The 24,408-nt window shown below is 57.1% G+C and carries 15 protein-coding genes; 11 read left to right on the top strand and 4 right to left on the bottom strand.

Annotation, left to right across the window (positions count from 1 at the left end; genetic code table 11):
* Nucleotides 1-37: 37 nt before the first annotated feature.
* The 7 genes from U9S71_RS10785 (at nt 38) to U9S71_RS10755 (ending at nt 16,555) form a co-directional block, all read left to right on the top strand.
* Nucleotides 38-3,427 (top strand): sulfatase-like hydrolase/transferase, encoded by a 3,390-nt coding sequence (locus U9S71_RS10785; protein WP_326327424.1) that lies wholly within the window; start codon nt 38-40, stop codon nt 3,425-3,427.
* A complete protein-coding gene (locus U9S71_RS10780; protein WP_326327423.1) occupies nt 3,424-4,818 on the top strand; it encodes a sulfatase family protein in 1,395 nt (464 codons plus the stop codon). The genes U9S71_RS10785 and U9S71_RS10780 overlap by 4 nt, the downstream gene beginning before the upstream one ends.
* A complete protein-coding gene (locus U9S71_RS10775; RefSeq protein WP_326327422.1) occupies nt 4,815-6,257 on the top strand; it encodes a sulfatase in 1,443 nt (480 codons plus the stop codon). Before U9S71_RS10780 ends, U9S71_RS10775 begins: the two co-directional genes overlap by 4 nt.
* A gap of 16 nt (nt 6,258-6,273) precedes the next feature.
* On the top strand, nt 6,274-10,341 hold the full coding sequence (locus U9S71_RS10770) for a hybrid sensor histidine kinase/response regulator transcription factor (RefSeq protein WP_326327421.1): 4,068 nt from the start codon (nt 6,274-6,276) through the stop codon (nt 10,339-10,341).
* Between the two features lie 5 nt (nt 10,342-10,346).
* Nucleotides 10,347-11,771 (top strand): arylsulfatase B, encoded by a 1,425-nt coding sequence (locus tag U9S71_RS10765; RefSeq protein WP_326327420.1) that lies wholly within the window; start codon nt 10,347-10,349, stop codon nt 11,769-11,771.
* Nucleotides 11,772-11,775: 4 nt separating this feature from the next.
* Entirely contained in the window at nt 11,776-14,217 is a 2,442-nt protein-coding gene (locus U9S71_RS10760; protein ID WP_326327418.1) for a sulfatase-like hydrolase/transferase, read from the top strand.
* A gap of 115 nt (nt 14,218-14,332) precedes the next feature.
* Nucleotides 14,333-16,555 (top strand): glycoside hydrolase family 2 protein, encoded by a 2,223-nt coding sequence (locus tag U9S71_RS10755; RefSeq protein WP_326327417.1) that lies wholly within the window; start codon nt 14,333-14,335, stop codon nt 16,553-16,555.
* 33 nt (nt 16,556-16,588) lie between these two features.
* Here U9S71_RS10755 and U9S71_RS10750 read toward each other — a convergent pair whose 3' ends face one another.
* Both U9S71_RS10750 and U9S71_RS10745 read right to left on the bottom strand, forming a co-directional pair.
* Nucleotides 16,589-18,127: a YifB family Mg chelatase-like AAA ATPase gene (locus tag U9S71_RS10750; protein WP_326327416.1), complete on the bottom strand. Its 1,539-nt coding sequence runs from the start codon at nt 18,125-18,127 to the stop codon at nt 16,589-16,591.
* A gap of 86 nt (nt 18,128-18,213) precedes the next feature.
* Nucleotides 18,214-19,404 carry a glycosyltransferase family 4 protein gene (locus tag U9S71_RS10745; RefSeq protein ID WP_326327415.1) on the bottom strand — a complete coding sequence of 397 codons (1,191 nt, stop codon included), beginning with the start codon at nt 19,402-19,404 and terminating at the stop codon, nt 18,214-18,216.
* A gap of 257 nt (nt 19,405-19,661) precedes the next feature.
* Here U9S71_RS10745 and U9S71_RS10740 point away from each other — a divergent pair, with 257 nt between their 5' ends.
* From U9S71_RS10740 to U9S71_RS10730, 3 genes are all read left to right on the top strand, one after another.
* Nucleotides 19,662-19,931, top strand: coding sequence for a YtxH domain-containing protein (locus U9S71_RS10740; RefSeq protein WP_326327414.1), 270 nt, complete (start codon nt 19,662-19,664; stop codon nt 19,929-19,931).
* A gap of 93 nt (nt 19,932-20,024) precedes the next feature.
* Nucleotides 20,025-20,411 carry a phage holin family protein gene (locus U9S71_RS10735; RefSeq protein WP_326327412.1) on the top strand — a complete coding sequence of 129 codons (387 nt, stop codon included), beginning with the start codon at nt 20,025-20,027 and terminating at the stop codon, nt 20,409-20,411.
* Nucleotides 20,389-20,856 (top strand): hypothetical protein, encoded by a 468-nt coding sequence (locus U9S71_RS10730; protein WP_326327410.1) that lies wholly within the window; start codon nt 20,389-20,391, stop codon nt 20,854-20,856. Before U9S71_RS10735 ends, U9S71_RS10730 begins: the two co-directional genes overlap by 23 nt.
* Here U9S71_RS10730 and U9S71_RS10725 read toward each other — a convergent pair.
* Nucleotides 20,823-21,767, bottom strand: coding sequence for a GDP-L-fucose synthase family protein (locus tag U9S71_RS10725; RefSeq protein WP_326327408.1), 945 nt, complete (start codon nt 21,765-21,767; stop codon nt 20,823-20,825). The genes U9S71_RS10730 and U9S71_RS10725 overlap by 34 nt on opposite strands.
* 908 nt (nt 21,768-22,675) lie before the next feature.
* On the opposite strand from U9S71_RS10725, the gene trmB reads away from it, so the two are divergent.
* On the top strand, nt 22,676-23,326 hold the full coding sequence (trmB, locus tag U9S71_RS10720) for a tRNA (guanosine(46)-N7)-methyltransferase TrmB (RefSeq protein WP_326327407.1): 651 nt from the start codon (nt 22,676-22,678) through the stop codon (nt 23,324-23,326).
* Here trmB and trhO read toward each other — a convergent pair.
* Complete coding sequence (gene trhO, locus U9S71_RS10715; protein WP_326327406.1) at nt 23,298-24,284, bottom strand: oxygen-dependent tRNA uridine(34) hydroxylase TrhO; 987 nt, start codon at nt 24,282-24,284, stop codon at nt 23,298-23,300. The genes trmB and trhO overlap by 29 nt on opposite strands.
* Nucleotides 24,285-24,408: the final 124 nt, after the last annotated feature.

Genomic DNA, 24,408 nt, shown 5'->3' with positions numbered 1-24,408 from the left:
TACAGTAGATTTATAGCCATCAGTAAACGGACGAATAATGGATAACTTTCTGCGAAGGGTATTTTTTCTCACGGTTGCAGGGACCTTATGCACCCTGGCCGCACCGGCACAGCAGGGCGCCGAAAACCGGCGCCCCAATATCGTGTTGATCTTGGCCGATGATCTGGGCTTTTCCGATATCGGCTGCTATGGCGGCGAAATACAAACGCCCAACATCGACGGATTGGCCCACGAAGGCGTACGCTACAAGCAATTTTATAACGCCGCCCGCTGCTGCCCTACGCGGGCCGCGCTGATGAGTGGTCTCTATCCGCATCAGGCCGGTATGGGGTGGATGGCCGCTGCCGATCTGGGCACCCCCGCCTACCAGGGCAACCTCAACAACCACGCGGTTACCATTGCCGAAGTGTTGAAAACCGCCGGCTACCGTACCTACATGAGCGGAAAGTGGCATTTAACCAACGAACGGAAAATCGATGGCATGGTCACCGACAACTGGCCGCTGCAACGCGGTTTCGACCGGTATTTTGGCATCATCCCCGGTGGAGCGAATTATTTCACGCCGGTGATCTATAGCGGTAACGACCGCTACCGGGCGCCCGACAATTTCTACCTCACCGATGCCATCAGCGACACCACCGTGCAGTACCTCGATGAGCACCAACAGGCCCATCCCGACGACCCGTTTTTCATGTATGTTGCCTATACCGCACCCCACTGGCCGCTGCATGCCCTCCAGGAAGATATCGATAAATATAAAGCCACCTACCTGGCCGGGTGGGACGCCCTGCGCGAAGCGCGGTTCCACCGCCAGCGCGAAATGGGGCTCTTCGGTCCGCAGGCCCACCTGTCGCCGCGCGACTCGGCCGTGGAGGCGTGGGACCGCTTAACACCGGCTAAGCAGCAGGAAATGGCCATGCGCATGGCCATCTATGCGGCGCAGGTAGACCGTATGGATCAAGGCATCGGCCGTATCGTTGCCGAGCTCCGGGAGCGGGGGGAGCTCGACAATACGTTGATTTTTTTCCTGAGCGACAACGGTGCCTGCGCCGAGTACATCAGCAGCGGCAAGCGGAAAGCGGTGGATGGCAAGGAAGATACCTTCGAAAGTTACCGCATCGACTGGGCAAACCTCAGCAGCACCCCCTTCAAGTCGTATAAACACTTCACCTATGAAGGCGGCATCGCCACGCCATTGGTGGTCCATTGGCCCGACGGCATCGACCGGGCACTGAACAATACATTCGTGAGCCAATACGGCCACTTAACCGACATCATGGCCACCTGCGTAGCGGTATCGGGCGCAACCTACCCCTCCGCGAAAGAGGGCTATGCCATCCACCCGTTGGTGGGCAAAAGCCTGGTTCCGCACTTTACGGGCCACGGCAACGCACGCGGCCAGGTCTTCTGGGAACACGAAGCAAACCTCGCCGTGCGCGATGGGAAGTGGAAACTGGTAGCCAAAACCCCCGAGGGGCAGCCCTTCGACCCGGCAAACCTCCGGTTATATAACCTGGAAGAGGACCCTACGGAGCTGCATGACTTATCGGCCCGTGCGCCCAAGCGGGTGCAACGCATGTACGCCGGATGGCAAGCATGGGGCAAGGACATCGGCATCTTTCCGCTCGATACCCGCGAATACGGCCAGCGCAAGCAAGCCTACCGGCGGCAGATCAACGGCGCCTTCGACGATAACCTGGGGGGCTGGCGCATACATGTCGGCGCCGGTGCCGACGCTACCGTCGTAGCCGACACCACCGGTAAGCTCTCCGGACCAAAATCGGCCCGCGTCGCCATAGCCCGCCCGGGCACCGCCCCCGAAGCGGTGGCGTTGTTCTGGCCCTTCCGCGCGAAGAAGGGCGAGCGGTTCGAAGTGGCCATGAAGGCGGTGGCCGATCGCCCGTCGGGCGGCTCCCTGCGGCTCGAACAGGTCGGCAAGAACGGAATAACCGTGATCGACCAAGCCATCGCCATCGGCACAGACGCCCGCACCACCCGAGGCGTATCGCAGCCGTTGCCCGCCGATGGCCAATACCGGTTGGCGCTTTATTTCGGCGGTGCAAAGGCCGGTACCACGCTCTGGGTCGACGATGTCGAACTCCAGCCCGTGCACGATACCCCGCAAACCAACCATGTGGTGCTGATTTCCATCGACGGGCTCCGGCCGCCATTCTACCTCGATGCCAGCTGGCACACGCCCAACCTGAAGCGCCTCGCCGCAGCAGGGGTGATGGCCGAAGGCGCCGCAAGCGTTTTTCCTTCGGTGACCTACCCGTCGCACACCTCGCTGGTCACCGGCGCCTACCCCGCACAGCATGGCATCTTATATAATGGCATTAAAGACAGTAAAATCGGTGCGTGGTATTGGGAAGCCGACTCCATCCGGGTGCCCACCCTCTGGGATGCGGTCCACGCCGCCGGCAAAACCTCGGCAGCGATCTTCTGGCCGGCCAGTGTGGGCGCGCCGATCGACTATAACATTCCCGTGCGGCGGGCCAATCGCGATGAACAAGGCGACCAGCTGGCCATCACGCGTCCCTACGTTACCCCCGGATCTTTCCTCCCTGGCTTTGAGCACGCCTATGGCACCCTGCACGCAGACGACCTGGGCCACCGCGACCACAGTTACGATAAGACCGTTGGCAAACTATCCGCCTACGTTATCAAGACCTATAAGCCGAACCTTACGGCCATCCATTTCCTCGGGGCCGACCACACCCAGCACCGCCACGGCACAGACGCCCCCGAAGTGCGGCACGCGGTAGAAGTGATCGATAGCCTCATCGGCACCGTGATACAGGCCCTCGATGAAGCCGGCATCCGTGAGCAGACCGCCATCGTGATTACCGGCGACCATGGCCATGCCGATACCAAGGCCATATTCTCGCCAAACATCTACCTCAAGACAAACGGCCTCATTACCGACAAGCAGCACTGGAAAGCCCGGTTCGAAACCGCCGGTGGCTCGGCGTTCCTCTTCCTGAACGATCCCGGCGACCGCCAGACCGAACAGGAGGTCCGGAAGATACTGGCCGAACTGCCCGATAGCCAGGACACCCTGTTCCGCATCGTGGAGCGTGATGAACTCGACCGGATGGGCGCCAACCCCGGGGCAGCATTCGCGCTGGCCATGAAAAAAGGAAGCCCCGCCGCGCAAGCCATCAAGGGCATCCCCTACCGGAAACGCACCTTCGGGTCGGCCCACGGCTACCACCCCGAAACACCCGGCATGGAAACGGGCTTCATCGCCGAGGGAACCGGCATCCGGCAGCAGCAAAAAATAGAACGCCTGGAAATCGTCGACGTGGCGCCCCTCATCGCCCGGCTGCTCGGGCTGGATATGGAAGCCCCCGACGGACATGTCGTGCCCGGCATCCTCCAAAACAACTCGGCAAAAAACGTGACCACCCACAAAGACGCACAATGAAAAAGCTAACGATACCCGTGGTACTGATCGCTACCCTGCTGTACGGCAGCCCACATGCGGCCTCCGGCCAGCAAAAAAACAACCAACAGGCAGCGCGCCCCAACATTGTCATCATTATGGCCGATGACCTCGACTCCCGGCAGCTCAGCTGCTATGGCGGACAGAACCTGCAGACCACCCACATCGATGCCCTGGCGGCCGAAGGCATGAAATTCAACCAGATGATCGCCTCGGAAGCCATGTGCATCCCTACACGGGCGTCGCTCTTTACGGGCTTGTATCCCGCCCGCCATGGCGCCTACCAAAACCATAAATCCGTGCGGCCCGGCCTCAAAAGTGTGGCCCACTACCTCAACGACCTCGGCTATGGTGTCGCCCTCACCGGCAAAAACCACGTCACCAAGCCGAAAGCCGTGTTCCCCTTCGAGATCATCGAAGGGTTCGAACCCATCTGCGTGGCCAAAACGGACGACTATACGCTGGATAGCATACGGAGATACATCACGCGGCGGGAAAAGCCGTTCTGCTTGTTCGTGATGAGTATCAATCCCCACGGCCCATGGACTGTGGGCGACCCGTCGGAATTCGATGCCGACCGGCTGCAGCTACCCGCCCATTGGGTCGATACGGAGCTGATCCGCGAGCAGTTTACGCGTTACCTCGCCGAGGTGCGCCGCCTCGACGACCAGGTGGGCGATGTGATGCAGCTGCTGAAAGAAACCGGCCAGGATAAAAACACCATTGTGATTTTCCTTGGCGAGCAGGGCGCACAGTTTCCCGGAGCGAAGTGGACCTTATGGGATAGCGGACAGAAAAGCTCCATGATTGTCAGATGGCCCGGCCGTGTGCCCCAGGGTTCGGAAAGCGACGCCATCATCCAATACGAAGATGTAACCCCTACGCTCATCGATATCGCCGGGGGCAAACCCATTAACGGGCTCGACGGACGGAGTTTCCTCGCCGTGTTGGATGGCCGGCGCACCGACCATCGCGACTATGCCTTTGGTATCCACAACAACATCCCCGAAGGCCCGCCTTACCCCATCCGCAGCATCCGCAGCCATCGGTATAAGCTCATTCTCAACCTCACGCCAGATAGCACCTATTACATCAAATACATGATGAATCCGGCCAAACCCAATCATGCGTATGCCACCTGGCTCCACCGTGCCGAAACCGACGAACACGCGGCATTTTTAGCCGAACGCATTGCCAACAGGCCGGCCGTGGAGTTCTACGACCTCCATGCCGACCCCTACGAGATCGATAACCTGGCCAATGAGGCGGCCCACCGAAACACCATCGCCACCATGCGCACCGAATTGGAAGCATGGATGCAGCGGCAAGGCGACCGCGGCGCGGCCATGGACAAACCCTTTAAGCGAAAATGAAGAAACACATGCGACACCATAGCATTGCCCTATTATGCATCACCGGCATCCTTTCGGCGTTTGTAAACCCCTTATCACTACAGGCGCAAGCCGCCGGCGACAGACCACCCAACATCGTTTTCATCCTGGTAGACGACCTCGGCTGGGGCGAACTGGGCACGTACGGCAATACCTTCAATGAGACCCCTCACCTGGACCAGCTGGCCGCGGAGGGCATCCGGTTTACCCAGGCGTATGCCGCCGCACCCGTGTGCTCGCCCACCCGTGCCAGCATCATGACCGGCCAATACCCGGCGCGGGTAGGCATCACCGACTTCCTGCCGGGCAAGACATCGCGCTACCTGGCGCCCGACAGCCACGTAACGCTGAACGAGGCCCTGGGCACCGCCGGATACCGGTCTGCCCTGATCGGCAAATGGCACCTCGATACCGACTTCGGGGCCAACCCCGGTGGCCCCGATAAGCACGGGTTCGATGAGGTCATCGGTACCGAAACCAAGTACATCGCCGATGGCGATTACTTCTTCCCGTACGATAAGATCGCCACTTTCACCGAAGGTGCCGAGAATGAATACCTCACCGACAGGCAGAGCGACGAAGCATGCCGCTTCGTGGAACGCAACAAAGACACGCCCTTTTTCCTCTACCTTTCGTATTACAGCGCCCACACGCGGCTGGAAGCCCCCGCCCCGGTGGTGGCCAAATACCGGAAAAAGTTCGACGCCAAATACGGCGCTGGTAAGGCGGCCGAGGTATACGGCGTGGGGGCCGATGCCAAAACCGGCGCCCGCCACCCGGATAACCCGTACCTGGCAGCGATGCTCGAGGGCATCGACGACGGTGTGGGTCGACTGCTCCAGACCCTCCGCGAACAGGGGCTGGCCGAAAATACGCTGGTGGTCTTTTTCTCCGACAACGGCGGTCCCGGGCGGATCGGAAACAACGGCAACCTCCGAGCCGGGAAAACCTGGCTCTACGAAGGCGGCATCCGCGACCCGTTGATTATGCGGTGGCCGGGTCATATCCAGCCTGGGCAGGTGAGCCATGAGCCGGTGACCAGCACCGACTTTTACCCCACGTTTATCGCCGCCGCGGGTGCCACTGCGCCCCAGGGCCAGCAACTGGATGGCATCAACTTGCTGCCCCTGCTCACCGAGGGGCAACAGCCCCAGCCCCGCAACCTGTTCTGGCATTACCCCTCAGAAACGGGCCGGTGGAAAGAGCGGATGGCCAGTGCCGTACGGCAGGGCGACTATAAACTGCTGTATTTTTATGCACGCGATCGCTACGCACTGTATAACCTGAAGGACGATCCTGGCGAGCAAAATAACCTCGCCCGGCAGCTGCCCGGAAAAACTGCCGCCCTCAAAAAATTGCTCGCGCAATGGAAAAAAGACGTGAACGCCGAAGAACCCGTGCTGGAAAAGGACCCAAAGTGATTAGATTGCGCAGGCTATGGCGGCAGTACGTTTACTTGGTTTATTGGTGTCCCTGCTCGTTGGCACACCCCTTGCGGCACAGCAGATCCTGTTCCGCAATTATTCCGTAGAAGACGGCCTGCGCTCCAATACGGTGTGGTGCATTACCCAAGACGCCCAGGGCTACATGTGGTTTGGCACCAAAAACGGGCTCAGTCGGTTCGATGGCTACCAGTTTAAGTCGTATCAGTTCGACGAGCAAGCCGAAGGCTCCCTCGGCAACAATTTCATACACGATATCTGCGCCTTCGATTCGACCACCTTCTGGGTGGGCACCGAAAAGGGGGTGTACGTGTTTGATCTCAAAACCGAACAGTTCGCCCGCTTCGAGCCGACCGCAGAGAACCTCATATACGCACTGCACCGGGATAAGCACGGCGATATGTGGATAGCCACACGCAACAGGGGTGTGTTCCATTACCAGCGGACTACCGGCGAGCTCCGCAACTACCGGGCCGCCGCCACCGCACTCTCGTCCAACCAGGTGCGCAGCATCACCGAAGATGCGGCCGGTAACATCTGGTTGGGCGCCTACGGCGGCGGGTTGGACCGCCTCGACCCGCTTTCGGGGGAGGTTACCCATTACCATACCGGCAACAGCGGGCTGCTCACCAACCACGTACTTACCGTTTATGCCGATCTGAACGATAACATCTGGGTCGGCACCGTGCAGGGCGGCCTTTCGGTGTGGCAGCGCGATACCGAGACCATCCGAAACTACACCAAATCCGGGCCCGGTACGATTCAGGATAATATTGTACGCGCCATATACCAGCCGTCGCCCAACAAGCTCTATGTCGGCACGGAAAAAGGCCTGGGCGTGTTAAACCTGCACACCGGCCAGTTCACCACCTACGATAAACGGCTGGGCGATGACTATGGCATCAGCGACAACGCCGTTTACGCCATCTACCCCGACCGCGAAGGGAACGTATGGCTAGGCACCTATTTCGGTGGTGTCGACTACTTCCAGGATAGCGGCTACCGGTTTGAACTGTACTACCCCAAGGCCAACCAGAACTCCATATCGGGCAGTGCCATCAGCTGTTTTCTGGAAGACAAACCCGGCAAGTTCTGGATCGGCACCGAAGATGGGGGGCTGAACTATTACGATTCGGCAACCGGCGAATTCAAACAGTATCCGTTTTCGCCGGAGCAGGAACCCCTCACGTACCACAATATCCATGCGCTGGTCAAAGATGCCTCGGGAAACATCCTCATCGGCACCTTCACCAACGGATTGAATGTCTATAACCCCAAAACCGGCCGCGTAAAGCGGTACCGGAACCAGCCCGGTAACCCCGCCTCCCTAAGCAGCAACATCGTTTACTCCCTCTACCGGGATAAAGAACAAGCCGTATGGGTGGGCACCGTGAGCGGACTGAATATTTTCGACGTCGAAGCCGACACCTTTATCCGCATCCGCGAATTGGGACTCGACACCACTTTCATCTACGACATTTACGAAGATAACCTCCATAACATCTGGTTTGCTACCTACAACGCCGGCCTGATTGTCAAGAACAAGCGTTCGGGCAAGTGGGCGAGGTACGCCGCAGATGGCTCACCCGATGCACTCAACTCCAATAAGCTGACCTGCCTGCTCGACGACCACAACGGCAGCCTATGGATCGGCACCGACGGGGGCGGGCTGAACCGGTTAACCTTCAAAGACCGTAAAATAACCACCTACGGCAGTCGGGAAGGGATCGATGCCAACATCATCTATGGCATCCTGGCAGACGATATCGGCAACATCTGGCTGTCTACCAACAACGGCCTGTACAGCCTGAACCTGAGCAGTGGTAAAATCAGGCATTATGCCGACTGGAGTTCCATACAAGGAAAGCAGTTTAACTATAAGGCCCATTACAAAGCTTCCGATGGGAAGCTGTACTTCGGCGGTATCAAAGGATTCAACTCCTTTTACCCCGATAGCATCGAAAGCAGCTACGGTCGCCCTACTGTAGCCCTCACCAATTTCCAGCTCTTCAACCAGGATGTCGACATCCACGATCCGCAGGGGCCGCTGTCGAAGTCCATCAATTTCACCGATCAGCTTACGCTGAAATTCAACCAGTCCGTCATCAGCTTCGAATATGCGGCGCTCACTTACCTCGCCCCGCAGAAAACGCAATACGCCTATAAGATGGAAGGTTTTGACGAGGACTGGAATTACGTCAAAAACCAACGGAAGGCCACCTACACCAACCTTCCCCCCGGCGACTACGTCTTCAAGGTGAAGGCCACCGACGACCAAAGCGACTGGAGCACCGCCGAAACGCGCGTCAAGCTGACCGTGAAGCCACCGTTTTACCGGACCAATCTGGCGTACATCGCTTATGCGCTCGTTGCCATGGGCAGTATCGCCGGCATCCGGAAGTACTACATCCGCCAGACCCAAAAGCGGAACGAAATCAAGCTGGAGCGACTGAAGAACAAACGCGAGCAGGAATTTTACAACCAGAAGATCGAATTCTTCACCGCCATGGCGCATGAGATCCGTACCCCCCTATCGCTGATCATCGCGCCCCTCGAAAAATTGCTGGATGCTAACGACTGGGAGCCGGCCGAGCAGGAGCAGCTGCGTACCATGGACGAAAACTCGGACCGCCTGTTGAGCCTGGTCAACCAGCTGCTGGATTTCCGCCGCATCGAAAGCGATATCTACCAGATCTGCCCCGAGCCCATCGAACTGGTGTCTTTCATCCACGCCATCTACTCCCGTTTTTCTGCCATACCCTACCAGAAAGGGATCAAGTTTGCCCTCAGTACCAAAGTCAGTTCATTGCGGGTACAGGCCGATGCCGAGGCACTCACCAAGATCATCAACAATCTGCTCATCAACGCCTTCAAATTTACTCGTACGCAGGTGCGGATGAACATCAACGACCCCCATCGCGATGCCTCCGGACAGGCCTATTTTTCGGTGAGCATCGAAGATGACGGTATCGGCATCCCCGCTACCGAGGTGAACAACATCTTCAAGAAATTTTTCAAGGTCTCTGAGGGAGCCCACCAATACACCAACCTGGGCGGTACCGGTATCGGCCTCGCCCTGGCGAAGTCGCTCACCGAGAAACACCACGGCCAGTTAAACGTAAACAGCGAAAAGGGCAAGCAGACCACCTTTACCGTACTGATTCCCTATACCGGTGACACCAGTCATCCTCACGCGGCAACCGGTCGGGCAGCGACCCCATCGGCACCCCCCGAGTCGGCTGAAGGGAAGGCCACCATCCTGGTGGTCGAGGACGATGTGGCGCTGATCGAGTTCCTTGCCGGGTCGTTGCGGGCCGAAGGCTTCCATGTGTTGGCGGCCCAGCAGGGGCGCGAAGGGCTGGAGCTCCTGGAGGCGAATACGGTCGACCTGATTATTTCTGACGTGATGATGCCCGAAATCGACGGGCTGGAACTCTGCCGCTTGGTAAAGACGAACATCAATTACAGTCATATCCCGTTGATTATGCTTACCGCGAAGGGAAATTCCGGCGCCGAGATTGCCGGTATCGAAAATGGCGCCGATGCCTACATCATCAAGCCGTTTAAATGGAAGCATGTGCTGGCCGTCACGAAAAACCTGCTCGAATCGCGCGATCTGCTCCGCGAGAAGTTTGCCCAGCACCCGTTCGAAACCGTCAACTCGTTGGGCACCAATGCCGGCGATAAGCAATTCATCGCCCAGATTGTAGCCGTCATCGAAACCCGCATCACCGACCCGCAGCTGTCGGTCGAGGAGCTCAGTCGCGAAATGAACATGAGCCGCTCAAGCCTCCACAAAAAGGTGAAGTCGCTCTCGGGGCGGGTGCCCAATGAGTTCATCCGGGTGGTGCGGCTAAAACACGCCGCGAAGTTGCTGTTGGCCGCCCACCAAAGTGTGTCTGAAGTAGGTTATATGGTTGGCTTCAATTCGCCATCGTATTTCTCGAAATGTTTTGCACAGCAGTTTAAGCTTACGCCCAGCGAGTTTATCGACAAGTACACCGGCAAGGACCACACCGGCGACGATATGGAAATCCCCATCAGCAAACAAATAGAACCCTAGCAAGTATGTTAAAGCGACTAAAGACATTATCCCTGTTCTTGATGGCCGGTCCGCTGTTGGCCCTGGCCCAGCCCGCGCAGCGGCCCAACATCGTGATTATCCTGGCCGACGACCTGGGGTGGGGCGACGTGGGCTTCCATGGCAGCGATATCCAAACGCCCCATATCGACCGGCTCGCCCGCGAGGGCGTCGTGCTGAACCGCTATTACACCGCCCCCGTCTGTTCACCCACCCGTGCAGGTCTGATGACCGGCCGGTATCCCAACCGGTTCGGCCTCCGCGAAACCGTCATCCCGCCATGGAGCACCTTTGCCGTAGATACCGCCGAAACGTTCTTAAGCCAGTGGCTGGCGGCCGCCGGCTACCGCAACCGGGCGGCTCTCGGCAAGTGGCATCTGGGACATGCCCGCCGTGACTACCTGCCCTTGCAGCGTGGGTTTACCTATTTTTACGGCCACTATAATGGGGCCATCGATTACTTTTCGCACGAGCGCGAAGGGGAGCTGGACTGGCACCGCAACGAAGAGACCGTGCGCGACAGCGGTTATAGCACCGACCTCATCACCGACGAGGCGGTCCGCTGCATCGCCGACTACGCCGCTGAAGACGGTCCGTTCTTTCTGTATGTCGCCTACAACGCCCCGCACGGCCCGCTGCAGGCGAAAGAAGAAGACCTCCGCCGGTATGGCTACGATGCCTCCAAGCCCGTGTTCGGCGCCAACCAAAAAGGTGCACAGCACACCGTAGGCCGCGGAAATACCCGCGCGCAGACGTATGCCGCCATGGTTACGTGCATGGACCGCGGCATTGGCCGTATCCTGGCCGCCCTCGATTCGCTCGGCATCGAAAACGAAACGCTGGTCCTTTTCCATAGCGACAACGGCGCCGCCCCCGGCGAGGGTGGGTCCAGCGGCTCCCTCAAAGGCACCAAGTTTCAGGAATGGGACGGGGGTGTGCGGAGCCCCGCCGTGATCAAATGGCCCGACGGATTCGAAGGTGGCCGATCCGTGGACCAGGTGACCGGATACATCGATGCGCTGCCCACGCTGCTCGATATCGCCGGATACGATGCCCCGCACCGGAAGCCGCTGGATGGCATCAGCATCCTGCCCGTGCTGCAAAGTGTACAGCCGCACATCGACCGCGACTTTTATCTCGGCTATGGCGCCCTCATCAGTAACAACCGATGGAAAATCGTGAAAGCCAACAGCGGCAATCCCCGCATGAAAGCAACGACCGATATGCTGTATGATATCGTGGCCGACCCGGCCGAAACCAGCGACCTCAAAAGCCAACACCCCGGCCGCTTCCGCCAGCTGAGCGGAAAAGTGGCCGGGTTCGATGCCATCACCTCCCACGTGGTGGTGCCACCCTATGGCCACGGACGGCGCGGCTTCGTAGCGCCCAAAGACTGGAAAATTACCGATTGATCGAATGAAGGAACTTCCCATGATGCAAAAACACGTAAATAAACGAATGACCGGCACCATCGCCGTTGCGGCAGCCCTCCTGGCCGCCAGTTGCGGCGCATCGGCGTACCGACAAAGCAGCACACCGGCAGCGAACCCAACCAACGACCAGTACAACGTTATCTATATCCTGGCCGACGACCTGGGTTATTCCGAGCTCGGCTGCTATGGCAATACGTTCAACGAAACGCCCCACCTTGACCGGCTTGCCGCCGAGGGGGTGCGGCTCACGAGTGCCTATGCCGCCGCCCCTGTATGTTCGCCCTACCGTGCCGCCCTCATGACGGGGCAATACCCCGCGCGGCTGCAGATTACCGATTACCTGCGCCCCGACGCCGACCAGCACCTCGATACCGCCCACACCACGCTGGCGGAAATGTTCCAACAGAACGGCTACCATACCGGTATCGTGGGCAAATGGCACCTGTCGGGCTATGTGAAGGCGGGCGCCGAAGTGGAAACACTGCCCGATAAGCACGGCTTCGACGAAGTGCTGGTCAGCGAAAACAGGGGCATCGCCGAAGGCTGGTATTTCCATCCCTACGGCTTTAACCACGAAATCGAAAAGAAACTACCCGGCCGCGAGTACATTACCGACCGGCAGCACGAAGAGGCACTCGGGTTTATCGAGCGCAACAAAGACCAGCCCTTCTTCCTGTACCTCAGTCACTATGCCGTGCACACCACCGTGCATGGGCAGCCCGAGGTTGTCGACCGGTTCCGCGGCAAAGCCGCCGCCGGCACCAGCGCCCCCACCAGGGGCAACCCCGAAAACGACCCCTATAAGCGGTGGCCCGCTGATTCGCGCGCTACCCACCATAACCCCCACCTGGCGGCCCAGCTCTACGTGATCGACCAGGGCGTGGGCATGATCCGCGAAAAGCTCCGTGAACTCGGCATCGACAAAAACACCATCATCGTCTTCACCAGCGATAACGGCGGCGAAACCACCATTACCACCAATGCGCCCCTGCGCGAAGGCAAGAGCACCCTGTATGAAGGTGGCGTACGCGAACCGTTCATCATCTGGAACCCCACCCTGTTCGACCCCGCCGTGGTGCATACCCCCATGGCCACCTATGATGTGTACCCCACCCTGATGGATCTCATCGACGCCAAACCAAACCGGCAGCCCTTTGATGGGGTTTCCATCGCCCAGACGCTCCGCCACCCGAAGCAGGTACCGCCCGAGCGGTCGTTCTACTGGCATTACCCGCTGGATAAGCCCCATTTTCTGGGTGGCCGTTCGGCCGGGAGCATCCGTAAGGGCGATTGGAAGCTGATCGAATTTTTTGACGACAGCACCACCGTCCTTTATAACCTGCGCGACGATCTGGGCGAGCAGCGCGACCTCGCCGCCCAGCACCCCGCCACTGCGGCCGACCTGGCCGCGGAGCTGCAACGCTGGCGCCAGGACGTGGGCGCAGTGCCGGCCAAAGCGACCTTCCGGAACCCCGTAGGAAACGGCGCCGACCCCTGGGTTACCCAGTATGGCGGCTTTTACTACACCTGCGAGAGTCGCCAGGCCAAAGGCAAGCCCGGCATCGCCATCCGGAAGTCGGACAAGCTGACCGAGCGGGGCAAGCCCGTCCAGGTATGGTCGGCCCCCGATACGGGGTGGAACCGCAGCCATATCTGGGCGCCCGAGCTGCACCGCCTCGGCGACAAGTGGTACATCTACTATGCCGCCGGCCGGTCGGGCCCACCCTACACCCAGCAGCGGTCGGGCGTGCTCGAGTCGGTGACGTCCGATCCCCAAGGGCCCTATATCGATAAGGGGCTCCTGCAAACCGGAACGGACCCCACCGATCCGGCCGGAACCATCTGGGCCATCGACGTGAGCGTAGCCGAAATCGGCGGCACCCTTTACGCGGTATGGTCGGGCTGGGAGACCAACGCGCCTACCGACAAAACATCGCAGCACCTTTATATGGCCGAGATGGCCAATCCGTGGACGCTCAAGGGCGAGCGGGTAAAAATATCGAGTCCCGACCAGCCGTGGGAGCAGGGTGGGCCGCTCGACCTGAATGAAGGGCCGCAGTTCTTGCAGCACAACGGCCAGGTATTCATCATCTACTCCACGCGCGAGTCGTGGCTGCCCGAATACCGGCTGGGCCAGCTGCGGCTTACCGACCCCGCAGCAAGCCCGCTCGACCCGGCAAACTGGCAGAAGCGCGGACCGGTTTTCCAAGCCACCCCCCAGGTGCTGGGCCCCGGCCACGCCAGCTTCACCACTTCGCCCGATGGCACCGAATGGTGGATTGTTTATCACGCCAAGAAAGCCGCCAAGCCGGGGTGGGGCCGGGATATCCGGATGCAGCCGTTCTCCTGGGCACCCGATGGGAACCCCCGTTTCGGCAGGCCCATCCCCGCGGGTACGCGGATAGCCGTCCCGTCCGGTGAGTGAAAATGCGCACACGCCACAGAAAAAGACATATCTGCTACTGTTCACGACAAAACTGTTAACCGGCAACGGCCGAAAGCCGTAACATTGCGGTTCAGAAATCAAAAATCATAAACGAATGAAGCGACTATTCACCGCGGTACTTTTGGCATGCCTCTTTTCCATCGGCCATGCCCAAACCAGCCCACTGAACCCCGCAGCGATGATGACCCCTTGGGGTGAGCAGGTAACCCCCCAAAATGCCTGGCGTGCCTATCCGCGCCCCCAAATGGAACGGGCCGATTGGATGAGCCTCAACGGCCTTTGGGATTATGCCATCCAGGCAAAAGGCGCTTCAAAACCCAGCCAATACGATGGCCAGATCCTGGTTCCCTTTAGCGTCGAGTCTTCGTTGTCGGGCGTGGCGAAAAGTGTCCGCCCCGACCAAGCCCTGTGGTACCATACGCGGTTTACCGTACCGGCCGACTGGTCCGGGAAACGACTGTTGCTCCATTTCGAGGCGGTCGATTGGGAAGCAACCGTGTGGCTCAATGGCAAGAAAATCGGCGAACACCGCGGGGGCAGCGATCCCTTCGCCTTCGACATCAGCCGCCACTTGAAGAAGGGCGAGCAGGAGCTGGTCCTATCGGTATGGGACCCCACCGACACGGGCACACAAGCGCGCGGCAAGCAGGTGCTGAACCCCCGGGGGATCTGGTATACCCCCGTTACCGGCATCTGGCAATCGGTATGGCTGGAACCGGTCGAAAAAACACACATCGAATCGGTGCTCCCCGTGGCCGATATCGAAACCAACACAGTTACCCTTACCCACACCCTCGCCGGCGCGAAAGGCGGCGAGACCGTCAGCGTGAAGGTGTTGAAAGGGGGGCAGGTGATTGCCGAAAAGGACCATCCGGCAAACGAGCCAGTAGCCATCGCCGTTCCCGATGCCGAATGGTGGACCCCTTACCACCCCACGCTCTACCAACTTGAGATCACCCTGCACAAGGACAAGAAAACCCTCGATCGCATATCATCCTATTTCGCCCTGCGCGAAATTGCTATCGGAAAAGACGAGCACGGCTACCAGCGGCTGCTGTTAAACAACGAACCGCTTTTCCAATACGGCACGCTCGACCAGGGATGGTGGCCCGATGGGCTGCTTACGCCGCCATCGGAAGAAGCCATGCGGTACGATATGGAAGTACTGAAAGAAATGGGCTTCAATATGCTGCGGAAACACATCAAGGTGGAGCCCTCACGGTACTACTACTACGCCGACTCCATCGGGCTGCTGGTCTGGCAAGACATGGTTTCGGGCTTCAAAACGGCCGAAAAAGCCACCCAGCATGTGGCGGCCGATGCGGCATCGGATTGGGACCGGCCCCAGGAATCGGCTGCCCAGTTTGAACAGGAGTGGAAGCAGATCATCGATCACCTGCGCTTCTTTCCATCCATCGTGGTATGGGTGCCTTTCAACGAAGGGTGGGGACAGTACGAAACTGAGCGGATGGTGAAGTGGACTATGCAATATGACACCACCCGGGTGATTGATGGGGTGAGCGGCTGGACCGATCGGGGTGTGGGCCACATGAACGATGCCCACCAGTATCCCGGCCCAGCCATGGAGCCCGCCGAACAGAACCCCGGCCGTGTTATCGTCCTCGGCGAATTCGGTGGCCTCGGCCTGCCTGTGAAAGAGCATCTTTGGAACCCCGAAATGCGCAACTGGGGGTACCGTACCTACATGACAAGCGACAGGCTGATCAAGGAGTATACCCAGCTCATCCACAACCTCCAACCCATGATCGGCCGCGGCCTTTCCGCCGCCATATATACCCAAACTACCGATGTGGAAGGGGAAGTCAACGGGCTCATCACCTACGACCGCCGGAAGGTCAAGGTGGACCCCGCGTGGCTACGCCTCCTGCATAGCCGGCTGTACAACGAACCCCAGCCCGCCCGGGCGGTGGTAAGCGATTCGGAGGTTCAGCCACAGCAGCTGCTCGTTGCCAGCGAAAACCCCATCAACGATGCGGGAGAGGTCAATCGGGCGGCCTTCCGCGCCGAGCGCGGCCCCGTAACCTTACATAAAGGCGACAACCGGTGGGGGCTGCTGCCGTTCACCATGGACGAGGTGGAGAACCTGCAACTCCGCATTCTGGCCCATGCCGATGTGAAGATCTATTTAAACGGCAAACTCGTAGTGGATAAGTTTTTGCAGACGAAGCGGCATTACGACGACATCAACATCAGTGAATTCAAAGGCTATCTGAAGCGTGGCGCCAACGAGCTGCTGGTCGAGCTGACCGACGTGAAAGCGCGCTCCCTGTTCGACGTGGGCCTGTACGCCTTCTGAGAGGAGGGGGATTCCCCCCGCGAGCCCGCCCCATTAGCCCGCCCAGCTGTCGCGGTCCAAACTGCGGAATTGGATGGCTTCGGCTACATGTTCGGGCCCGATGCCGTCGCACCCCGCCATATCGGCGATGGTGCGTGATACCCGGAGGATGCGGTCGTACGCCCGGGCCGAGAGGCCGAGCCGCTCCATGGCTGTTTTCAGCAGCGCCTGGCTACTTTCGTCGATACGGCAGCGGTCGTGTACCTGTCGCGGACTCATCTGTGCGTTGCAATGGGTGGTGGCGTGTGCTTCAAACCGCTGTGCTTGCCGCTCGCGGGCGGCCACGACGCGGCGGCGTATCGTGGCGCTCGTCTCTGCTGGCCGCGGGGCTGTCAGCGCCTGGAAATCGACGGGGGTCACCTCTACATGCAGGTCGATGCGGTCTAACAGCGGCCCCGATATCTTATGGAGATATTTGCGCACCATGCCCGCAGGGCACACGCAGGTTTTCTGCGGATGGTTGTAGAAGCCACATGGGCAGGGGTTCATGGCCGCCACCAGGATGAAGCTTGCGGGGTAGTCGACCGAAAAGCGGGCGCGCGATATGGTAATCTGGCGCGATTCGAGCGGCTGGCGCATAACCTCCAGCACAGCCCGCTTAAACTCGGGCAGTTCATCCAGAAACAGCACCCCATTATGGGCCAGCGAAATTTCCCCCGGCTTAGGGTTTGCCCCACCGCCCACCAAGGCCACATCACTAATGGTGTGGTGCGGCGCACGGAAAGGCCGCGTGGCCATGAGCGATTGGGCGGTACCGAGCGCACCAGCTACCGAATGGATTTTGGTGGTCTCCAGCGATTCGTCCAAACTGAGCGGAGGTAGGATGGTAGGTAGTCGTTTGGCCAGCATGGTCTTGCCCGATCCCGGCGGGCCGATGAGCAGGACATTATGCCCGCCCGCGGCGGCAATTTCCAATGCCCGTTTGATGTTTTCCTGTCCCTGCACATCCGCAAAATCAGTGTCATAGTCGCCAGTCCGCTCCAGTAGTCCATTGCTGTTATTTACCGTTACGCTATCCAGCGGCTGCTTGCCGGTTAGAAAGGCAATGGCCTCCTTGATATGATGGATGCCATAAACCTGCAAACCCGCTACGGCCGCAGCTTCCCGTGCATTGGCGTGGGGGAGAATAAGCCCTTTGAAGCCATCGCGCACGGCCTGCATGGCCACGGGGAGGGCCCCTTTAATAGGCTGCACGCCACCATCGAGCGACAGCTCGCCCAACATCAGGAAGTCGCCGAGTGCCGGTGCTTCCACCTGCTTGGATGCCGCCAAGATGCCCATGGCGATGGCCAGATCATAGGCAGAGCCCTCCTTCCGGATATCTGCCGGTGCCAGGTTTACTACGATTTTCTGCCGCGGCATCCGCATACCGGCCGTAGACAGCGCACTTTCAATGCGCTGCAAGCTTTCTTTCACGGCATTATCTGGCAGCCCCACAATGTAATAGCGGGTTCCACCTGTAATGTTCACTTCGATGGTAATTGTTGTTGCCTCAATACCATAAACAGAACTACCATAGGTTTTTATGAGCATAGGAGGAAATAATTTCCGATAAACTTAGAAAAAGTTTGCTGGAAAAGCAATTGAAAATAGATTATTAGGGCAGGAAACTGGGGAAATTAATTTTGGTGTTGCTTTTCCTCGTACTGTTGCAGCGCTTCCTCGGCCACCTCGCGCGCGTGGTCGCGCAGCGGATAGATGGCTTCGTCGTCTTCGACCACGGCCGCTTGCGACCGCACGATGACCTGGCGTACATCATAGAGCCACAGCATGGTATTCATCAGCAACGCCACGAGTCCGATAAGGATCAGAAGTTCCACCGTGCCGATAAACTGGAAAGATAGGGCCGTAGTGATCATCACCATATTGAACGCGGAGAGCACCAACGTAGCTTGCGTATGGGTCATTCCGGTGTCGAGCAGGCGGTGGTGCAGGTGGTTGCGGTCGGCCATAAAAGGCGATTTGCCTTGCGACAGGCGGATTACAATCACGCGCAGCGTATCAAAAATCGGGATAATCAAAATCGCTATGGCGATAGCGACAGCCGGAATCGCAGGGCGGAGCGACTCGACCAATGCCGTTACTTCGCCGGGTTTGTTTAGCTCGATAAACTGAATGGCAAGCACCGAAATGATAAAGCCAATGGTATATGCTCCTGCATCGCCCATAAAGATGCGGGCTTTGCCCAGGTTATAACGGAGGAAACCCAGTACCGAGCCCGCCATACTAACCGCCAATATCGCCAGCCCATATTCCTCCATCTGGAAGAACATGTAGCCGAAGGTAAGGCTCACGATCATGCTGACGCTGCCCAACAGCCCATTGATGCCATCGATCAGGTTAAATGCATTGATGATAAATACGATAAGCAGACTGGTAAACGGGTAGCTTACTACGGGATGAATATCATGGATGCCAAATACGCCATAAAAACCCGTAAGGCGGATATCGGCAAAATAAACCACAATGAATGCGGTTACCGCTTGGCCAAGAAATTTTTTGTAGGGATTTAATGCGGCGAGGTCATCTTTGAGGCCTACCGAAAAAATAAGCAATCCGGAGGCAAAGATGTAATTGGCATACGGTAAAATATTTCCCGGAATGCAAAGACACGCGGTAAAGGCAAATGAGATAAGCACCGCTATGCCGCCCAGATTTGGTGTGCGGTATTTATGGATTTTCCGTTCTTCCAGTGCCGGGTCATCAAACAATCGCTTCTTATAGGCCAGCTTGATGAGCGACGGCACGGCATACAAGGTGATGATGCAGGAGAACAGAAAGGAAAACAATAACAAGTAGATCTCCACCATATAGATTAGCGTGTTCGTCCAAATGCAACGTGGCAAAGATAAGCGAAATATTGGAAAAAGTCATCCTGCCATGCTGCTTAGCGATGGTGCAATATTTATGCCATATTAACATGCACCCCGTCGAATCGGTTCAAAGCACCCTCATTTCTTCCCTTTTTTTAGTTTTTGGCAAACGATTTGCGGATTTGTTTGTATATTTAACAGGACTGGACTTCTGAAGTTTAATCGTATGTTCCATATATAAATAGATAGTGATTATGAATGATAACGCAAAAGTGGTAGCAGCATTGTTGACAGGTTTAGCCGCAGGGGCTGCGTTGGGTATTTTATTTGCGCCAGAAAAGGGCTCCGAGACGCGCGAGAAATTGAACGACTCGCTCAAAGATCTCGGCGACGCACTGAAGGAACGTACGGCCGAGCAGGTAGACCACCTTAATGACTTCAAGGAGAAGGTCGTTGCCGCCGTTAAAACCAAAGTAAACAAGCACGAAGGGGCGGTTGAGGAGGCCCTCGAAGAACACGCCTGAATATAGAAAGGGGCCTCGCCCTAGGCCATCACATGGCACTGCATTCGGATGCCTTTCTAAGGCGATAAGCATAAACCTTTTGGCCAAGACCAAATGGAGGAGAAAAAATTTTCAATAAACGGCGTATTCCAAAAGAGCAAGGAATATATCGATACCCGTTTCAAGCTATTCAAACTGAAGCTTGTTGAACGATCGTCACGATTGATTGCAAGCCTCATCACCGACGGGCTAAAGGGAATCCTGGCTATCTTTGTGATTTTCTATCTGAGCTTGGCGCTGGGTTTTTACCTCAGCGAACTACTGGGCAGCTCGGCATTGGGGTTTCTGGCAACCGGTGGGATTTTTGTGCTGCTGATTATTATCGTATCGGCCTTTGAGAATCCCTTGGAACGTTTTTTCATGAACCTTTCCATCAAGCGTTTTTTGCAGAAGTGGAATGACGAAATAGACGAAGACGATGAGGAAGGAAAGCAAAATTAAAGACCTGAGCGACCTACGGCTCGAAATCGCCCGACTCAAAAGCTTGGCCGCCGAGCAGGAGAGTTACCTCGGTGACCAGTACCAGCTGCTGAGTGATAAGGTGGCCGCACCGGCGCGCTTCATCAAGTCGCTCGCCACCTGGGTACCGGGGGTTAACTTTACCAAGGGGCTGTTTGAGCAAGGCAGAAAAGATGAAGACTGGTTAACCAGGGCGCTGCGCGTCGGGCTGCCCGTGGTGCTCAACCGGTTTTTCTTACATAAGGCCGGTTTTATCAAGCGCGCGCTGGTTACGTTGCTTTCCCAACAAGCCGCCGGTGCGCTCAATAAAGATACCTTAGCCAGCCTCGTCAGCAAAGTGGCCGATTTCGTGCGCCCGCCGGCCAAACGCCGCAAGCGGGCACGTCGCAAAGATTACGGCATCCCGCCCGATAGCGAGACCTCCTGAAAATCTTTATAAACGAGCTCGAGGCCCGTTTCCAACGATGTGGTGTGATGCCATCCCAAGGCGTGCAGTTTACTCACATCCATCAGTTTACGCGGTGTGCCGTCGGGTTTCGACGGATCAAACACCAGATCACCTTCATACCCTACCACCGATTTAATCAGATACGCCAGCTCCTTGATAGGCAGGTCTTCGCCTGTGCCGATATTGACCAGCTGGGGGTCATTGTAGGTGGACATCAAAAACACACACGCATCGGCCAGGTCGTCGGCAAACAAGAATTCGCGCATCGGCTTGCCGCTGCCCCACACGGTTACCGAGGGCTTGTTGGCCACCTTCGCTTCGTGAATGCGCCGCAATAGCGCCGGCAACACGTGCGAATGTTCCGGATGGTAATTATCGCGGTAGCCATAGAGATTGGTCGGCATTACCGATATGAAATTACAGCCGTATTGGTCGTGATAGGCCTCGCATAGCTTAATGCCTGCAATTTTGGCGATGGCATAGGGCTCGTTGGTGGGTTCTAGCAAACCGGTGAGCAGGTACTCCTCCTTGATGGGCTGCGGCGCCAGCTTCGGGTAGATGCAGCTTGATCCCAGAAAAAGCAGCTTCGTTACGCCATGCACATGCGCTTGGTGGATGACATTATTCTGTATCGCCAGGTTTTCATAGAGGAAATCAGCGCGCATGGTATTATTGGCCAATATGCCCCCCACTTTGGCTGCGGCCATGAAAACGTAATCTGGCCGCTCTGCCGCAAAAAAATCTGCCACGGCCTGCTGGTTACGCAGGTCCAGCTCGCCCGAGGTGCGCAGCAACAGGTTATCGTATCCCAGCGCTGTTAACTTCCGGTGGATGGCTGATCCTACCATGCCGCGGTGCCCGGCAATATATATCTTCGCGTTTTTTTCCATTGCTTCGATTGCGTGTGGTACAAAGGTAAGGTTATTTTGGCGTTTGTGTTATTTCGTTAACTTAACTAAGTTTTCTGCAGCTGTCGTGCTTTCAATGGCAGCAGAGAGATCACAAACTACGCATCTTTGTGCGTAATTTGCTAAGTTTCTGCAGCTGTCGTGCTTTCAATGGCAGCAGAGAGATCACAAACTACGCATCTTTGTGCGTAATTTGCTAAGTTTCTGCAGCTGTCGTGCTTTCAATGGCAGCAGAGAGATCACAAACTACGCATCTTTGTGCGTAATTTGCTAAGTTTCTGCAGCTGTCGTGCTTTCAATGGCAGCAGAGAGATCACAAACTACGCATCTTTGTGCGTAATTTGCTAAGTTTCTGCAGCTGTCGTGCTTTCAATGGCAGCAGAGAGATCACAAACTACGCATCTTTGTGCGTAATTTGCTAAGTTTCTGCAGCTGTCGTGCTTTCAATGGCAGCAGAGAGATCACAAACTACGCATCTTTGTGCGTAATTTGCTAAGTTTCTGCAGCTGTCGTGCTTTCAATGGCAGCAGAGAGATCACAAACTACGCATCTTTGTGCGTAATTTGCTAAGTTTCTGCAGCTGTCGTGCTTTCAATGGCAGCAGAGAGATCACAAACTACGCATCTTTGTGCGTAATTTGCTAAGTTTCTGCAGCTGTCGTGCTTTCAATGGCAGCAGAGAGATCACAAACTACGCATCTTTGTGCGTAATTTGCTAAGTTTCTGCAGCTGTCGTGCTTTCAATGGCAGCAGAGAGATCACAAACTACGCATCTTTGTGCGTAATTTGCTAAGTTTCTGCAGCTGTCGTGCTTTCAATGGCAGCAGAGAGATCACAAACTACGCATCTTTGTGCGTAATTTGCTAAGTTTGCGGGCTATTAAGTGGCCCCATGGGAAAAGACAAGTTACGCAAGTTCAAGGAAATCGAGACGTTTACCAATGTATTGCAGCTGGATGCCGGCAAGCCGATGCAGGGCAGGTGGGCAACCGATCATTTCGGCAATGACCGGCCCATCGTGCTTGAGCTGGCCTGCGGCAAGGGCGAGTACACGGTAAACTTGGCCAAGCTGTTCCCCGAGCGCAACTTCATCGGTATCGACTACAAAGGCAACCGCATTTGGCGGGGTGCCAAAACCGCCATCGAAGAGGATATTTCGAACGTCGCCTTTCTCCGTATCCAGATTGAGACGATCCTCGACTATTTTGCGCCCGGTGAAGTGGCCGAGATATGGATTACCTTCCCCGACCCGCAGCCGCAAAAAAGTCGCGAAAAAAAGCGGCTCACCCACCCGGTTTTCCTCGCCCGGTACCGGCAGCTTATGGTGCCCGAAGGTGTGATGCACCTCAAAACGGATAACGACGGGCTGTACGCCTATACCTTGGCGCAGCTAACTGCGCAGGGATTGCCCATTCGTGCCCAAACCACAGACCTCTACCATTCCGACTTGGTCGATGAGGTGCTCAGCATCAAAACCTATTACGAGCGCAAATACCTCGAAGTAGCCAAAAACATCAATTATGTAACTTGGGGGTGGCCGTGAGCCGCTTCGCTTCACGGCGGCTGATTTTCTCGTAGTTTACCGGCTGTGGCACCTTTACATAAAAGCCCGTACCATCGTAGGGGCGCCTGCGGGGGTGCGCCATGCAAGCCTCCGAGCAGCACCCTTCCATCTTCCAGCCACACGCCTCGCATTGGGCAAAGTGGTCGTTGCATTCGGGATTGGCGCAGTTGATCATGCGGCTGCTAGGTGTACCGCAGTTGCGGCAAGTGGCTACCTCGGTGGGGTTCACCCGGTTCACGTCTACCGTTACCCGGTTGTCAAACACATAGCATTTCCCCTCAAAGTCTTTTCCACCCGCTTCCTTACCGTATTTGATGATGCCCCCATGCAGCTGGTACACGTCGGGAAAGCCACTTTTCAGCAGCAGGGCCGAGGCTTTTTCGCATTTGATTCCGCCGGTGCAGTAGGTCAATATTTTCTTGCCTTTGTAGGCCTCCAGTTCCTTGATCTTATCTGGAAACTCCCTGAAGTTCTCCATATCTAGCGTTACCGCGTTCTTGAACCGGCCCACGTTATGCTCGTAGTTGGACCGCACGTCTAACACCACCACATCGTCGCGGTCTTTCATTTCCATAAACTCATGCGGTTCCAGGTGTTTGCCCGTTTCCTTGGTGGGGTCGATCATTGTCGGGTCGCGCAGGCCGGAATGTACGATTTCGGGCTTATAGCGGCAGTGCATCTTGACGAAGGAAAGCTCATCCACCGCATCGATTTTGAACTCCGCCTTTGCGAAGCGGGGGTCGGCATGCACGGCATCCATATACGCCCGGCAGGCATCGGGAGTGCCCGATACGGTACCGTTGAGGCCTTCGTCGGCCACGATGATGCGGCCTACCAGGCCGAGCGATTTACAAAATCGAAGGTGATCTGCGGCATACACGTCCGCATGCTCAATGGGGCTGTAGCAATAGTACAGCAACGTAAGGTATTTTTTCATAGCATTGATACCGGTGCAAACGGCGTTTAATGTTTATTTACGGCGGCAAACTTAGCTAAATTCGCAGAAAAATGCGAATGTTAGCGATCTCTCCGCTGCCGTTGATTGCTTCACTCCGTCGCCC

The sequence above is a fragment of the Parapedobacter flavus genome, from assembly GCF_035818675.1.
GTDB classification, from domain to species: Bacteria; Bacteroidota; Bacteroidia; order Sphingobacteriales; family Sphingobacteriaceae; genus Parapedobacter; species Parapedobacter flavus.
This window is presented reverse-complemented; position numbering and strand designations above follow the sequence as displayed.

What these genes read in the sequence shown, in the direction of transcription:
- U9S71_RS10725 (WP_326327408.1), bottom strand. Translation starts at nt 21,767, where the DNA reads ATGGAAAAAAACGCGAAGATATATATTGCCGGGCACCGCGGCATGGTA.
- trhO (WP_326327406.1), bottom strand. Translation starts at nt 24,284, where the DNA reads ATGAAAAAATACCTTACGTTGCTGTACTATTGCTACAGCCCCATTGAG.
- U9S71_RS10765 (WP_326327420.1), top strand. Translation starts at nt 10,347, where the DNA reads ATGTTAAAGCGACTAAAGACATTATCCCTGTTCTTGATGGCCGGTCCG.
- U9S71_RS10785 (WP_326327424.1), top strand. Translation starts at nt 38, where the DNA reads ATGGATAACTTTCTGCGAAGGGTATTTTTTCTCACGGTTGCAGGGACC.
- U9S71_RS10760 (WP_326327418.1), top strand. Translation starts at nt 11,776, where the DNA reads ATGAAGGAACTTCCCATGATGCAAAAACACGTAAATAAACGAATGACC.
- trmB (WP_326327407.1), top strand. Translation starts at nt 22,676, where the DNA reads ATGGGAAAAGACAAGTTACGCAAGTTCAAGGAAATCGAGACGTTTACC.
- U9S71_RS10755 (WP_326327417.1), top strand. Translation starts at nt 14,333, where the DNA reads ATGAAGCGACTATTCACCGCGGTACTTTTGGCATGCCTCTTTTCCATC.
- U9S71_RS10745 (WP_326327415.1), bottom strand. Translation starts at nt 19,404, where the DNA reads ATGGTGGAGATCTACTTGTTATTGTTTTCCTTTCTGTTCTCCTGCATC.
- U9S71_RS10750 (WP_326327416.1), bottom strand. Translation starts at nt 18,127, where the DNA reads ATGCTCATAAAAACCTATGGTAGTTCTGTTTATGGTATTGAGGCAACA.
- U9S71_RS10730 (WP_326327410.1), top strand. Translation starts at nt 20,389, where the DNA reads ATGAGGAAGGAAAGCAAAATTAAAGACCTGAGCGACCTACGGCTCGAA.
- U9S71_RS10735 (WP_326327412.1), top strand. Translation starts at nt 20,025, where the DNA reads ATGGAGGAGAAAAAATTTTCAATAAACGGCGTATTCCAAAAGAGCAAG.
- U9S71_RS10780 (WP_326327423.1), top strand. Translation starts at nt 3,424, where the DNA reads ATGAAAAAGCTAACGATACCCGTGGTACTGATCGCTACCCTGCTGTAC.
- U9S71_RS10775 (WP_326327422.1), top strand. Translation starts at nt 4,815, where the DNA reads ATGAAGAAACACATGCGACACCATAGCATTGCCCTATTATGCATCACC.
- U9S71_RS10770 (WP_326327421.1), top strand. Translation starts at nt 6,274, where the DNA reads ATGGCGGCAGTACGTTTACTTGGTTTATTGGTGTCCCTGCTCGTTGGC.
- U9S71_RS10740 (WP_326327414.1), top strand. Translation starts at nt 19,662, where the DNA reads ATGAATGATAACGCAAAAGTGGTAGCAGCATTGTTGACAGGTTTAGCC.